The 12,666-nt window shown below is 67.3% G+C and carries 13 protein-coding genes; 5 read left to right on the top strand and 8 right to left on the bottom strand.

Features of this window, described 5'->3' with window-relative positions; genetic code table 11:
* Positions 1-161 precede the first annotated feature (161 nt).
* A complete protein-coding gene (locus tag ABLE92_RS21540) occupies positions 162-1,154 on the top strand; it encodes an isopenicillin N synthase family dioxygenase (RefSeq protein ID WP_348806842.1) in 993 nt (330 codons plus the stop codon).
* A gap of 32 nt (positions 1,155-1,186) precedes the next feature.
* Here the strand turns inward: ABLE92_RS21540 and ABLE92_RS21535 are convergent, their stop codons facing one another.
* Together ABLE92_RS21535 and ABLE92_RS21530 are read right to left on the bottom strand one after the other, a co-directional pair.
* The gene (locus ABLE92_RS21535; protein WP_348806841.1) at positions 1,187-2,683 is read right to left on the bottom strand and encodes a CoA transferase; all 1,497 of its coding nucleotides are present in this window, start codon (positions 2,681-2,683) and stop codon (positions 1,187-1,189) included.
* Positions 2,680-4,500 carry an acyclic terpene utilization AtuA family protein gene (locus ABLE92_RS21530; RefSeq protein WP_348806840.1) on the bottom strand — a complete coding sequence of 607 codons (1,821 nt, stop codon included), beginning with the start codon at positions 4,498-4,500 and terminating at the stop codon, positions 2,680-2,682. The genes ABLE92_RS21535 and ABLE92_RS21530 overlap by 4 nt, the downstream gene beginning before the upstream one ends.
* A gap of 118 nt (positions 4,501-4,618) precedes the next feature.
* On the opposite strand from ABLE92_RS21530, the gene ABLE92_RS21525 reads away from it, so the two are divergent.
* Both ABLE92_RS21525 and ABLE92_RS21520 read left to right on the top strand, forming a co-directional pair.
* Positions 4,619-5,545, top strand: coding sequence for a LysR family transcriptional regulator (locus tag ABLE92_RS21525; RefSeq protein WP_348806839.1), 927 nt, complete (start codon positions 4,619-4,621; stop codon positions 5,543-5,545).
* A gap of 116 nt (positions 5,546-5,661) precedes the next feature.
* Positions 5,662-6,081, top strand: a complete 420-nt coding sequence (locus ABLE92_RS21520; RefSeq protein WP_348806838.1) for a nuclear transport factor 2 family protein — start codon at positions 5,662-5,664, stop codon at positions 6,079-6,081.
* Between the two features lies 1 nt (position 6,082).
* On the opposite strand, the gene ABLE92_RS21515 is transcribed toward ABLE92_RS21520, so the two are convergent.
* Positions 6,083-6,670 carry a PadR family transcriptional regulator gene (locus ABLE92_RS21515; protein ID WP_348806837.1) on the bottom strand — a complete coding sequence of 196 codons (588 nt, stop codon included), beginning with the start codon at positions 6,668-6,670 and terminating at the stop codon, positions 6,083-6,085.
* A 160-nt stretch (positions 6,671-6,830) separates the two neighbouring features.
* Between ABLE92_RS21515 and ABLE92_RS21510 the strand changes: the two genes are divergently transcribed.
* Together ABLE92_RS21510 and ABLE92_RS21505 are read left to right on the top strand one after the other, a co-directional pair.
* On the top strand, positions 6,831-7,871 hold the full coding sequence (locus ABLE92_RS21510) for an LLM class F420-dependent oxidoreductase (protein WP_348806836.1): 1,041 nt from the start codon (positions 6,831-6,833) through the stop codon (positions 7,869-7,871).
* A gap of 58 nt (positions 7,872-7,929) precedes the next feature.
* Positions 7,930-8,484, top strand: a complete 555-nt coding sequence (locus tag ABLE92_RS21505) for an FKBP-type peptidyl-prolyl cis-trans isomerase (RefSeq protein ID WP_348806835.1) — start codon at positions 7,930-7,932, stop codon at positions 8,482-8,484.
* Between the two features lie 24 nt (positions 8,485-8,508).
* On the opposite strand, the gene ABLE92_RS21500 is transcribed toward ABLE92_RS21505, so the two are convergent.
* The 5 genes from ABLE92_RS21500 to ABLE92_RS21480 form a co-directional block, all read right to left on the bottom strand.
* Positions 8,509-10,887 carry an ATP-binding cassette domain-containing protein gene (locus ABLE92_RS21500; protein ID WP_348806834.1) on the bottom strand — a complete coding sequence of 793 codons (2,379 nt, stop codon included), beginning with the start codon at positions 10,885-10,887 and terminating at the stop codon, positions 8,509-8,511.
* Positions 10,888-10,915: 28 nt separating this feature from the next.
* Positions 10,916-11,329 (bottom strand): VOC family protein, encoded by a 414-nt coding sequence (locus ABLE92_RS21495; protein WP_348806833.1) that lies wholly within the window; start codon positions 11,327-11,329, stop codon positions 10,916-10,918.
* A gap of 10 nt (positions 11,330-11,339) precedes the next feature.
* Positions 11,340-11,804 carry a helix-turn-helix transcriptional regulator gene (locus tag ABLE92_RS21490; protein ID WP_348806832.1) on the bottom strand — a complete coding sequence of 155 codons (465 nt, stop codon included), beginning with the start codon at positions 11,802-11,804 and terminating at the stop codon, positions 11,340-11,342.
* 18 nt (positions 11,805-11,822) lie between these two features.
* Entirely contained in the window at positions 11,823-12,293 is a 471-nt protein-coding gene (locus ABLE92_RS21485; RefSeq protein ID WP_348806831.1) for a MaoC/PaaZ C-terminal domain-containing protein, read from the bottom strand.
* Positions 12,290-12,666: hypothetical protein (locus ABLE92_RS21480; protein ID WP_348806830.1), on the bottom strand; the 377-nt coding region annotated here is incomplete at its 5' end. The genes ABLE92_RS21485 and ABLE92_RS21480, both read right to left, overlap by 4 nt.

Below are 12,666 nucleotides of genomic sequence, written 5' to 3'. Positions count from 1 at the left end.
GGATAGGGGCGCTGTGAGTGGAGTGACGAGCGCTGTCAGTGAGGAACAGAGCGCTGTCAACGATCGGCAGGGCGCTGTCGGTGAAGCGGTGTTGACGCCGCGGTGGGTCGAAGGGGTCGGCGGCCTGGCGTGGTTCCGACGGCGGTGCCAGAGTGGAGCACATGCTGCCGATCCTGGATCTCGCCGACGCCGACACCGATCCGGAGGGGTTTCGGCTCGCGCTGCGCGAGGCCACGCATGTGCACGGATTCTTCTACCTGATCGGCCACGGGATACCCGCCGAACAGATGTCGGCCGCGGTGGCGGTGGCCCGCGAGTTCTTCGCCCTCGACGATGCGGAGAAGGACGAGATCAGTCAGCTGGACAGCCCGCATTTCCGCGGCTACTCGCGACTGGGCGGAGAACTCACCAACGGGCGGATCGACTGGCGTGAACAGATCGATCTGGGTCCGGATCGACCGGTCATCGACAACGCGGACGGCTATTGGAACCTTCAGGGCCCGAATCTGTGGCCGACTCGACCCTCGCGGTTTCGTGAGGTGTTCGGATCGTGGAGTGACTCCCTGTCCGAGGTCGGGCTGCGGCTGCTGCGGCAGTGGTCGTTGTCGCTGGGTGCCTCGGAGGACCACTTCGACGAGGCGTTCGCCCACGCGCCCGCCACCTTGCTGAAGGTGGTGCGCTACCCGGGCACCGCCGAACGTGAGCAAGGCGTTGGGGCGCACAAGGATTCGGGTGTCCTGACGCTTCTGCTCGTCGAGCCGGGATCGGCGGGACTGCAGGTCGAGACCACCGGTGGTGAGTGGATCGATGTGCCACCGGTGGCCGACGCGTTCATCGTCAATGTCGGTGAACTGCTCGAAGTCGCGACCGGAGGATATCTGCGAGCCACCCGTCACCGGGTGCGCGCACCGAAACCGGGAACCGATCGCATCTCGATCCCGTTCTTCCTCAATCCCGCCCTCGATGCGGTGATACCGATCATCGACCTGCCTCCGGAACTCGCCGCCCGCTCGCGCGGCGTCGAAGCCGATCCGGCCAACCCGATCTATGCCACCTACGGGGAGAACGCGTGGAAGTCGCGTACCCGGGCGCATCCCGATGTCGCACAACGTCATCACGGGATCACCCCGACGGGCCCCGCCTCGGCATACTGACCCGGCGTACCGACCGGCACCGGACTCCGGACTCAGATCGGCAGCCACTCCGGGCGGCAGGAACCCCGCGGCACCAGGATGGTGCGGTACGCACCGGGCGTGCCGCTCATCCGGACCTGATCGGTGACGCCCTGATAGGCACCGAGTGCGGTGTCGGCGGTGAACGTCTCCGGATCGAGGTAGCGGTGCGCACCGCCGCCGGCGTCGGTACCGGCGATCTCGTGGGCGTATCCGCGGTCGAAGACCCCCATGCCGACGATCCACAGCGCCGCCCGGGTCAGCGAGACATGCACCCGATAACTGCCGCCGTGCTCTGCCCGACGGGCCAGCGCCTCGGTGACCCCGGCGGCCAGCAACCACGACACGATGTAATCGTTGACGACGAGAATCGGTGGTAGCGAGGGTGTGTCGCCGCCGCCCTCGCTCAGCATCATCCCGGCCAGGCTGCCCGCCGTCTGATCGAACCCCACCTGATCGCTCCACGGTCCCGATTCGCCGTTGAGGGACGCCGTCGCGTGGATCAGACCTCGGTGCCCGGCGGTGGCGGTCGCGGCGTCGAGTCCGATCTCGGCGAGGTAACCCGGCCGTCGGTTGGCGTAGAGGACGTCGGCGCCGGCCACCAGACCGCCGAGGAGTGCGCTCCCCGACTCCGAACGCGGATCGATCACCGATGAGCGGACCCCGACGTTGGCGGTGGCGTAGGTGGCGTCGTGTTCGAGTTCGTTGGGTCGCCAGATGTTGAGGACGTCGGCGCCGTGCAACGCCAGCGACCGCCCGACGCCCGCACCGGCGATGACGTGGCCCATCCCGAGCGCGCGGATGCCGTCGAGGGGCTGGTCGGTCCCACCGGACAGCGGAATCGGGTCACCGTCGCCGATGCGGGTGATCTCGATCAACGGCATATCGGCGAGGACGTCACGGTAGTGGGGCTCGTCGAGCAGTTCGGTGATGGTGCGCAGCATCGGCATCACCACCCCGGCCTCGGTGCCGGCAGCCTCGAGTTCACGTCCCTTCCAGGTGGCGATGGCGGCGGCGACCGCCCGCGAATCGTCGGGGACACCGAGGAGTCGCTGGGCGCCGATCTTGATCTTGGGATAGGGATTGAGCGGCATCATCCAGCGATCGTCGCCGGTCCGGTAGAAACGGAATCCCAACGCATTCGACGGATTCGCCGGGGTCGACGGCGGATACCCGTTGAGCAACTCCCACTTCTGGTCGTAGAACGGGCACAGCCGGTGTGGTGCGCTGCGCAGGTCGACCGAGATGTCCTGTCCGGCTCCACCTCTCAGACGGTGGAGCTTGGCGACCGCGGCGGACTTGGTGGCCAGCGCGATGCCCGCCGCCGCGCCGAGTCGCAGGGTGCTCGGCACCACCGGATCGGCACCGATGAACCTCACCTCGCCACCGGTGTCGGCGGGCGACATGCCCAGCCCGGACAGCACGCCCTCGAATTCGGCACCGGCATCGAAGATGTCGTCGGTGGCCGGCGTGGCCGCGGCGGTGCGGAGTCGTTCGGTCAGCGACGTCATGCGGTCACCTCGGCATCGTCGACGTCGTTGCCGTCGGCGGCCGCGCTGAGCAGATCGTCGGGAAGGAGGACCTGGCGCGACCGCAGGTATTCGCCGATCGCCTTGCCGACCTGATCGACACGCAGATTCGACGACCCGCCGGTACCGAGCAGTCCGCGGAAGACGAAGTGCACGGCCCGCAACTCGGGGAACTCGTGTCGGACGATGTCGAGGTCCTTGGTCTCCGGGATGAGGCGACGGATCTCGTCGGTGTCGAGGAATCGGCGCAGCCACAGCCACACTCGCGGATCCGGGGTCCACACACCGACATTCGAGTTGCCGCCCTTGTCGCCGCTGCGGGCATGGACCACGGTACCCAGTGCGACACGGGTCACCCGCTCCGCCAGCGGCGCGCCCGAGGGTTCGGGATGCTGTGGCTGCGAGACGATCTCGAATGCGGGCGGTCGCGGTGCGTCGACGGTGCGGCCGTCTCCGACGACGGCCCGATGGCGCAGCGCCGACTGGTCCAGGACACCGGGCCAGTAGTCGATCCGCGGTGACGGCCGTGAGTGCAGACCGGCCGCCCCGTCGTGGAAATAGCCCGGGATTCCCTGCAGATACAGGCTCCCCAGTCGGGCACCGAGAGCGGCGGCACCGAGCGTGTCGGCATCGTCGGCGGTGGCCATCACGCGCAACGACACCGTTGCGGCCCACTGTGATTCGGGATCATCGGCGGCCGTACCGATCGCCGTGAGGTCGATCTCGACGCCGTCGGGCAGATCCAGCGACAGTTGATCGCGGATCAGCGCGATCTTCTCCTCCACGTGTGGCGAGGTGACGAAGACCGTGTTGACGACGCTGTGGCCGACCTTGCCGAACAGGGCCACCTTGGTGGTCGGCGGCGGCGGCGAGCCGACGGCACCGGTGACGGCCACGCGGTCGGACCCGACCGCATCGACGCGCACATGATCGAGACGAACGGTGACATCCGGGTTGAGGTAGACCGGTCCCTGGATCTCATAGACCAACTGGGCGGTGACGGTGTCGACGGTGACCGCTCCCCCATCCCGGGCGTGTTTGGTGATGACAGCGGAGCCGTCGGCGGCGATCTCGGCGATCGGGAATCCGGGCACCAGGCGATCGGGAATGTCGAGGAAACCGGAGAAGTTACCGCCCACCGCGTGGGATCCGCATTCGATGATGTGTCCGGCGACCACGGCCCCGGCGAGTGCGTCCCACTCGTCGGTGGACCAGCCATGCCACCACGCCGCCGGGCCGAGGGTCAGCGAGGCGTCGGTGACGCGGCCACACACGACGATGTCGGCCCCGGCCTCCAGTGCGGCGGCGATCCCCCACCCGCCCAGGTAGGCGTTGGCCGCGATCGGCTCGGCCGTCCACTGTGACAACGGCGCACCGCTGTCGAGGTGATCGAGGAGATGGCCTCCGGCGCGCAGGTCGGCGAGGTCACCGAGGATGTTGTCGCCCTCGATGTAGGCGACCTCGAGAGCGACTCCGGCAGCGGCGATCTCGTCGCGAAGTACCTGGGCGAGCCGGGCCGGATGGAATCCGCCGGCGTTGGTCACCACGGCGATCCCACGATCGGCGATGGTGGCCAGATGTGGCCGAATCTGGCGCACGAAGTATTCGACGTAACCGCGATCGGGGTTGCGGATATAGGCCGCGGACAACGAGGCGAGGGTGATCTCGGCGAGGTAGTCACCCATCAGAACGTCGATCGGGTCACCGTCGAGTGCCTCGGTGATGGCGGTGGGGCGATCACCGAGATATCCGGAGAAGTTCGCGATGCGGATGGGTCGTGTGGGGTCGGGTACTGCCATGTGGGCAGGCTATCGACCGACCGTCGGCGGTGACCAGGATCGATCGGCGAAGCCCACGATGACCGAATCGGTCGCGAACGCGGAGAGCCGCCGGTGGCGGTGGCCTACAGTGATCGCTGTGGATGTGCTTCATCTGCGGTACTTCGTCGCGGTCGCCGAGGAACGCAGTTTCACGCGGGCGGCGGCGCGACTGCACATGGCCGCGTCGCCGTTGAGTCAGCGCATCAAGGATCTCGAACGCGAACTCGGCATGGATCTGTTCATCCGCGCGCACCGTCGGGTCGAGTTGACCGACGCCGGACGCGCGCTGCTCCCCCAGGCGGGTGACATCGTCGAACGGGTCGACGCGATTCCCGATCTTCTCGCGGCGGCGCAGACCGGGCAGCAGCGCCGCGCGGTCATCGGCATCGCCCCGGAGGTGTCGCCGTCGATCCGTGACGCATTCCTCGACGTTCTGGCACAACGGTATCCGGACGTCCGTCCCCAACTACTACCGGCCAGCACCGCTCCGCTGCTGCGGGATCTACGAGGCGGAGCCGCCGACCTCGTCCTCGTCCACGGGCCGGTGGGCACCGACGGTGTGGAGTCCCTGCTGCTCGATCGGCAGCCCGTCGGGGTGGCGGTCGGTTCGATGATCGTCGACGGCACGCCGGAGACGATCGCGCTGGCCGAACTGGCCGAGATCCCGTTCGCCTCGATCAATCACGATGCGGCACCGGAGATCTACGCGAACCTCGACAACCTGCTGACCCGGCACGGCGTGCACAAACGGATCACGCTGAGCGACGGCAACTTCGGGGGTCTGGCGCATCTGGTGGCGACCGGGCAGGCGTTCACCCTCGTCGCCTTGGGTGACGGAATGACCGGCCGCCTGTTTGCCGGTGAGCCGGTGCAGGTGATTCCGCTGCGCCACAGCAGGGCGCACATCAGCACGGTGGCGGCGTGGCGGGAACGGCGAGCGGCCACCGATCCGTTGGTCGCCGACCTCGTCGACGTCGTCGGCCGCCTCGACGATCACCGCCGATCGGAATCCGCATCGGGCTGATCACCGGCGAACCCGGCGAAAGGCCGCCAAACGGCTGCCCACCCGAACGATTCCGTCTACCATCTCCGTCATACTCAATTACATGACCATGGATGTTTCATGACCAGGAGTGTTCGATGAAGGAATTCCGTGAGGCGGTCGAACGGGGCGACACGACGGCCATCGAGGCGTTGCTCGCCGACGATGTGGTGTTCACCAGTCCGGTGGCGTTCGCGCCGTACGAGGGCAAGGCGATCACCGCGGCGATCCTGCGCGGCGTGATGCGGGTGTTCGAGGACTTCCGCTACATCCGCGAGTTCGGATCGGCCGGCGGCGCCGACACTGCGTTGATGTTCACCGCCACCGTGAGCGGGAAATCGATCACCGGCTGCGACTTCATCCACGTCGACGCCGATGGCCGGATCGATGACCTGATGGTGATGGTGCGTCCACTGTCCGGGGCCACCGCGGTGGCCGAGGCGATGGGCGCGCAGTTCGACCGGATCCGCGCCGAGGCAGCCGAGGCCGCGGCGGCCGCCGGCGGGAGTCGGGGCTGAGTCAGGGCGTGTCGGCCCGGTCGGCCTGCGCCGTCGCGGCCATCCGGGTGGACAGGACGTCGGCGGCGCGTCGACACCATGCGGCGTTCTCCCGTTCGAAGGCGATGCCACGCAGTCCGGTGAGATACGGTCCCACGGACGGACTTTCGGCGAGAAAGCGATCTTCGGAGACGTCGCCGCGCACCTTGCGCAACAATCCCTCGATGAGACGGGCCTTGGCCAGTGCCGACTCTGCGCGTCCGCGCAGGTCGTCGATCAGTGCGGGGGTGTCGCCGATGTCGCAGGCCCGCACACGCACGAGGAGTTCATCACGCATGAAGGTCGGTTTCGAGGCGCCCTCGACGAACCTCCGCAACACTTCCCTACCGTCGTCGGTGATCGCGTAGACCCGCTTGTTGGGACGAGGGTGCTGGATGACCTCGCGGCCGCTGATCAGGCCGGCGGCCTCGAGGCGGGGCAACTCCGCGTACAACTGTTGCGGGGTGGCGAACCAGAAGCTCGCGACCGCGACATCGAAGGTCTTGGCGAGTTGGTAGCCCGACGCCTCGCCGTTGATCAACTCGGCCAGAATCGCGTGACGCAATGACATGACGATCCCCTCCTCGGTCGGCGCTGCCGCCGGGGGCGTTTGGCGGCGACGCACCCATGGTAAAGGAATTGACTGCCGATCCCTTGAGGTTGGTAGACCGGGCGGTATAGGTTCGATGCATCGCCTCATCGCCGATGGTCGAGGAAAGGACCCGCGAGAAATGAAACTCGGTCTGCAACTGGGGTATTGGGGCGCGCAACCCGTGCCCGCCCACAAGGAACTGGTGGCCGCGGCCGAATCCGCCGGGTTCGACGCGATCTTCACCGCGGAGGCCTGGGGTTCGGATGCCTACACGCCGTTGGCGTGGTGGGGTTCGTCCACCGAGCGGGTACGCCTGGGCACGTCGGTGCTGCAGATGTCGGCGCGCACGCCGACGGCGTGCGCGATGGCGGCCCTGACCCTCGATCATCTCTCCGGCGGCCGGCACATCGTCGGACTCGGTGTGTCCGGCCCGCAGGTGGTGGAGGGCTGGTACGGCCAGAAATTCGAGAAACCGCTGGCCCGAACCCGCGAATACGTCGACATCATGCGGCAGGTGTGGGCCCGTGAGGCGCCGGTCGCGAGCGCCGGCCCGCACTATTCGCTGCCCTACACCGGTCCCGGTTCGACCGGACTCGGCAAATCCCTCAAGCCGATCACCCATCCGTTGCGCGCCGACATCCCGGTGATGCTCGGCGCGGAGGGACCGAAGAACATCGCGCTGGCCGCCGAGATCGCCGACGGCTGGCTGCCGCTGTTCTACACACCCCGCATGGCCGACACCTACAACGCCTGGCTCGACGAGGGATTCGCGCGAGCGGGCGCCCGCCGCAGCCGCGCGGACTTCGAGATCTGTGCCACCGCACAGATCGTGATCACCGACGACCGGGCGGCCACCTACGCGGCGATCAAACCCTTCCTGGCGCTCTACATGGGCGGAATGGGCAGCGAGGACACCAACTTCCACGCCGAGGTGTATCGCCGCATGGGGTACGGCGAGGTCGTCGACGAGGTGACCGCACTGTTCCGATCCGGACGCAAGGACGAGGCGGCGAACATCATCCCCGACGCGGTGGTCGACGATTCGGCCATCGTCGGTGACCGCGACCACGTCCGCGAGCAGATCGCGATCTGGGAGAAGGCGGGCGTGACGACGATGCTCGTCTCGCCGGGCAGCGTCGCCGAGGTGGAACAGTTGGCGTCGCTGGTGCAGTCGAGCTGACCGGCCTGCGGGTGCCGCCGACCGGCCGGCCGGTGCGCACCCGGTAGCGTCGAGCACCATGCGCACAGTACGTGGAGTCCTCGGGATCCTGGCCGTTCTCGCTGTTCTGGTGGTGAGCGGGTGTGGCTCCGATGATGGCGGATCGGATGGCGTCGGATCGAACGGGGGCGGCAGCTCGGCACCGGGTGCGACATGGACCCTCGATGGGACCACCGGCAGTGTGACGGTGACCGCATCGCAGAACGCGAGCACCCCACCGACCGTCAAGGTCACCACCCCGTTCGCGGTCGATCAAACGCAGGTGCACGTGCTCACCGAGGGCAGCGGCGAGACCGTGTCGCAGACCGCGATCGTCGAGGTCAGCTATGTCGGCGTGAACGGCCGGACCGGCATCCAGTTCGACAGCAGCTATCAGCGCGGCAGGCCGGCCAGTTTCTCGCTGGACCGGGTGATCCCCGGGTTCGCCAAGGCCATCGGCGGACAGAAGGTCGGGTCGACGGTCGCGGTGGCGATCGCGCCGGCCGACGGGTACACGACCGGCAACGCCGACGCCGGGATCGATGCCGGCGACACCCTCGTTTTCGTCCTCACCATCATCGACGCCCAGGGCTGACCGGACGGCCGGACCGGTTGCGGGTCAGGCCCCGACGTAGTCGGCCAGGTGCCGGCCGGTGAGGGTGGATCGATCGGCGACGAGATCGGCCGGGGTGCCCTCGAACACGACCTGCCCGCCGTCGTGGCCGGCGCCGGGGCCCAGGTCGATGATCCAGTCGGCGTGGGCCATCACCGCCTGGTGGTGTTCGATCACGATCACCGACTTCCCGGAATCGACCAGCCGATCGAGGAGACCCAGCAGCGCCTCGACGTCGGCGAGATGCAGTCCCGAGGTGGGTTCGTCGAGGACGTAGATGTCGCCCTTGTCCCCCATCTGGGAGGCGAGCTTCAGGCGTTGCCGTTCACCACCGGACAAGGTGGTCAGCGGCTGCCCGATGGTGAGGTATCCCAGACCCACGTCGACCAGCCGCGTCAGGATCTTGTGTGCGGCCGGAACTTTCGCGTCGCCGTCGGCGAAGAACGTGTGCGCCGTGGCCACCGACATGCCGAGTACCTCGTCGATGTTGCGGTCGCCGAAGGTGTAGTCGAGGACCTCGGCGAGGAACCGCTTGCCCTCGCAGACCTCGCAGATGGTCGACACGCCGGCCATCATCGCGAGGTCGGAGTAGACGACGCCGGCCCCCTTGCAGTTGGGACACGCACCCTCGGAATTGGCGCTGAAGAGTGCGGGTTTGACGCCGTTGGCCTTGGCGAAGGCCTTCCGGATGGGTTCGAGGAGGCCGGTGTAGGTGGCCGGGTTGCTGCGTCGCGATCCCTTGATCGCGCCCTGGTCGATGGTGACCACGCCGTCGCGGGAGGCGACCGAACCGCCGATGAGGGAACTCTTGCCCGATCCCGCGACACCGGTGAGCACGACGAGCACGCCGAGCGGGATGTCGACGTCGACCTCTCGCAGGTTGTGGGTGTCGGCGCCGCGGATCTCGACCGCGCCGGTCGGTTGGCGCACCACGTCCTTGCACGCCGACCGGTCGTCGAGGTGACGTCCGGTGAGGGTGTCGCTGTGGCGCAGCTCCTCGACGCTGCCCTCGAAAACGATGGTGCCGCCGTCCTTTCCGGCGCCGGGGCCGATGTCGACGACGTGGTCGGCGATGGCGATCGCCTCGGGTTTGTGCTCGACCACCAGGACGGTGTTGCCCTTGTCGCGCAACTGGATCAGCAGATCGTTCATCCGGGTGATGTCGTGCGGATGCAGTCCGATCGTCGGCTCGTCGAACACGTAGGTCACATCGGTCAGCGATGAACCGAGATGCCGGATCAGCTTGGTGCGCTGCGACTCTCCACCCGAGAGTGTGCCCGAGGGTCGGTCCAGCGATAGGTAGCCGAGGCCGATGTCGACGAAGGAGTCGAGCAATTCGGTCAGCGAGGTCAGCAGCGGTGCGACACCGGGTTCGTCGAGTCCGCCCACCCACTGCGCCAGGTCGGTGATCTGCATGGCGCAGGCGTCGGCGATGCTGACGCCGTCGATCGTCGAGGATCGGGCCAACTCGCTCAGTCGGGTGCCCTGGCAGTCCGGACAGACGGTGAAGGTGATCGCACGGTCGACGAAGGCACGGATGTGCGGCTGCATCGCCTCGCGGTCCTTGGCGAGGAACGACTTCTGGATTTTCGGGATGAGACCCTCGAACGTGACGTTGATGCCCTCGACCTTGATCCGCTTGGGTTCGGAGTACAGCAGGATGTCGAGTTGGCGCTTGGTGAACTTCGCGATGGGTTTGTCCGGGTCGAAGAACCCGGACTCGCGATAGATCCGCCCGTACCACCCGTCCATCGAATAGCCCGGGATGGTCAGGGCTCCCTCGTTGAGGGACTTCGTGTCGTCGTAGAGTGCCCCGAGGTCGAAGTCGGAGACATCGCCGCGTCCCTCACACGTCGGGCACATGCCTCCGGTGACGCTGAACTCCTTGCGTTCCTTCACCTTTCGTCCACCGCGTTCGATCTCCACCGCACCCGCCCCGGACACCGAGGCGACATTGAACGAGAAAGCCTGCGGCGAACCGATCGTCGGTGTTCCCAACCGGCTGAACAGGATCCGCAGCATGGCGTTGGCGTCGGTGGCGGTGCCGACGGTCGACCGCGGATTGGCGCCCATCCGTTCCTGATCGACGATGATCGCGGTGGTCAGTCCCTCGAGCACGTCGACGTCGGGCCGACCCAACGTCGGCATGAACCCCTGCACGAACGCGCTGTAGGTCTCGTTGATCATCCGCTGGGATTCGGCGGCGATCGTCGCGAAGACCAGTGAACTCTTCCCCGACCCGGACACTCCGGTGAAGACGGTCAGCCGGCGCTTGGGGATCTCGACGTCGACGTTCCGGAGATTGTTCTCGCGGGCGCCGTGCACACGAATGATGTCGTGGGTGTCGGCGGGATGGGGTGTCGACGCGCGGGGCGTCCGGCTCATCGGATCTCCGTCTGTTCGGGGGTGGGATTCAGGATGCCTGATTGATGCGCAGGAGGTTGCCGGTCGGGTCGCGGAATGCGCAATCACGGACGCCGTAGGGCTGGTCCATCGGTTCCTGGACCACCTCGGCGCCGGCGGCCTCGAGTCGGGCGAAGAGGCCGTCGAGGTCGTCGGTGGCCAACGTCAGGCCGGCGCCGTAGGTGCCCTTGGCGATCAGGTCGAGGATGGTCTGGCGTTCGTCGTCGGTGATACCCGGGTCGGCGGCCGGTGGCTGCAACACGATCGAGGTCTGCGGTTGGTTCGGTGGGCCCACGGTGATCCAGCGCATGCCGTGGTAGCCGACGTCGTTGCGGACCTCGAATCCGAGTGTGTCGCGGTAGAAGCCCAACGCGGCGTCGGGATCGGTCTGTGGCAGGAACGCGTAGTGGATGGTGATGGTCATGTCGCTCACGCTAGTGACTCGCGGGGCCGGGGACTTCTCGATTCCTGATCGGTTTGGTGACCTGTTTGGCGACACATGCGGGGATGCCCTCGGTGGATACCCCGGCCGCGAGGTCGGCGGCACGCCGGCGGTACTCACTCGGTGACATTCCGACCAGTTCGGTGAACCGGGTGCTGAAGGTACCCAGCGATGAGCAACCGACGGTGAAGCAGGACTCGGTGACCGACACGTCTCCGCGGCGGAGCAGGGACATGGCCCGCTCGATCCGCCGGGTCATCAGGTAGGAATACGGCGACTCCCCGTAAGCGCGTCGGAACTCGCGGCTCAGGTGGCCGGCCGACATGTGCGCACCCCGGGCGAGAGCCTCGACGTCGAGAGGTTGCGCGTAGTCACGGTCGATCCGATCGCGGACCCTGCGCAATCGCTCCAGGTCCCGCCGATGTTGCGCGGTGGAGGTGTCGTCGCGGCGGGTCACCTCACCGATCCTGGCATATCACCGGGTCGTCGGACGCGCCCGAACGTAGGCCTGCACGCGTATCCGGAGCACGGTGACGCTGGCCTGATTGATCAGATCGCATCGATGGGTGACCAGCGCGCGCCCACGGTCATCGAAGTCGACGCCCTCGATCTCGAGGAATCCGCCCAGATCGTCGTCGGGGCGGACCGGGGCGAGGAACTCCACCTCGGTGAGCCGACGTCCGGCGATCACCTCCCAGGTGTGCAGCGCCGCGTCGACCGACAGGCGCTGTGCGACGGCCAGGGTGTGGATTCCGCTGGCGATCAGGCCCCTGAACGCGCCCGCATCGGCGGCGGCGCGGTCGATGTGGAACGACTGCGGGTCCCACGCCGAGGCGTACTCGACGATGGCGGCCTCGGTGACGTGATGTGGGTCGAACTCGTATCGGGTGCCGACGGAGAGATCGTCGGCGTAGACGAGGGTGGGATTCGGGCTCGGATCGGTCATCGGCGGTGATCACTCCTCTGCGGGCGCGGCGTGTCGGGAAGCTCGGCGTGTCGGAAAGTTCTATGACCGTACCGCCCGTCGGACACCCGCCGTACCCCGCGGGATGGCGCACCCGGATGTCTGCGGGCGCTGTCAACGATGCGGAGAGCGCTGTCAGTGACGACCAGGGCGCTGTCAGTGACGACGAGAGCGCTGTCAGTGACGACCAGGGCGCTGTCAGTGACGACGAGAGCGCTGTCAACGATGAGGAGAGCGCTGTCCGTTGTATGCCAATCTGGGTGTGAGTCACTTCCGAGGAGGAGGTTCACAACATGAGTATTAGTGCTGGTTACACGATCGCTGAGATCACAGCCTATGTCCGGGAGTATCTGGA

Source organism: Gordonia oleivorans, assembly GCF_040044975.1.
Lineage (GTDB): Bacteria > Actinomycetota > Actinomycetes > Mycobacteriales > Mycobacteriaceae > Gordonia > Gordonia oleivorans.
The sequence above is the reverse complement of the archived record's forward strand: the minus strand, read 5'-3'. Positions and strand labels throughout refer to the sequence as shown.

What these genes read in the sequence shown, in the direction of transcription:
- ABLE92_RS21530 (WP_348806840.1), bottom strand. Translation starts at nt 4,500, where the DNA reads ATGGCAGTACCCGACCCCACACGACCCATCCGCATCGCGAACTTCTCC.
- ABLE92_RS21495 (WP_348806833.1), bottom strand. Translation starts at nt 11,329, where the DNA reads ATGACCATCACCATCCACTACGCGTTCCTGCCACAGACCGATCCCGAC.
- ABLE92_RS21485 (WP_348806831.1), bottom strand. Translation starts at nt 12,293, where the DNA reads ATGACCGATCCGAGCCCGAATCCCACCCTCGTCTACGCCGACGATCTC.
- ABLE92_RS21515 (WP_348806837.1), bottom strand. Translation starts at nt 6,670, where the DNA reads ATGTCATTGCGTCACGCGATTCTGGCCGAGTTGATCAACGGCGAGGCG.
- ABLE92_RS21505 (WP_348806835.1), top strand. Translation starts at nt 7,930, where the DNA reads ATGCGCACAGTACGTGGAGTCCTCGGGATCCTGGCCGTTCTCGCTGTT.
- ABLE92_RS21520 (WP_348806838.1), top strand. Translation starts at nt 5,662, where the DNA reads ATGAAGGAATTCCGTGAGGCGGTCGAACGGGGCGACACGACGGCCATC.
- ABLE92_RS21510 (WP_348806836.1), top strand. Translation starts at nt 6,831, where the DNA reads ATGAAACTCGGTCTGCAACTGGGGTATTGGGGCGCGCAACCCGTGCCC.
- ABLE92_RS21535 (WP_348806841.1), bottom strand. Translation starts at nt 2,683, where the DNA reads ATGACGTCGCTGACCGAACGACTCCGCACCGCCGCGGCCACGCCGGCC.
- ABLE92_RS21540 (WP_348806842.1), top strand. Translation starts at nt 162, where the DNA reads ATGCTGCCGATCCTGGATCTCGCCGACGCCGACACCGATCCGGAGGGG.
- ABLE92_RS21500 (WP_348806834.1), bottom strand. Translation starts at nt 10,887, where the DNA reads ATGAGCCGGACGCCCCGCGCGTCGACACCCCATCCCGCCGACACCCAC.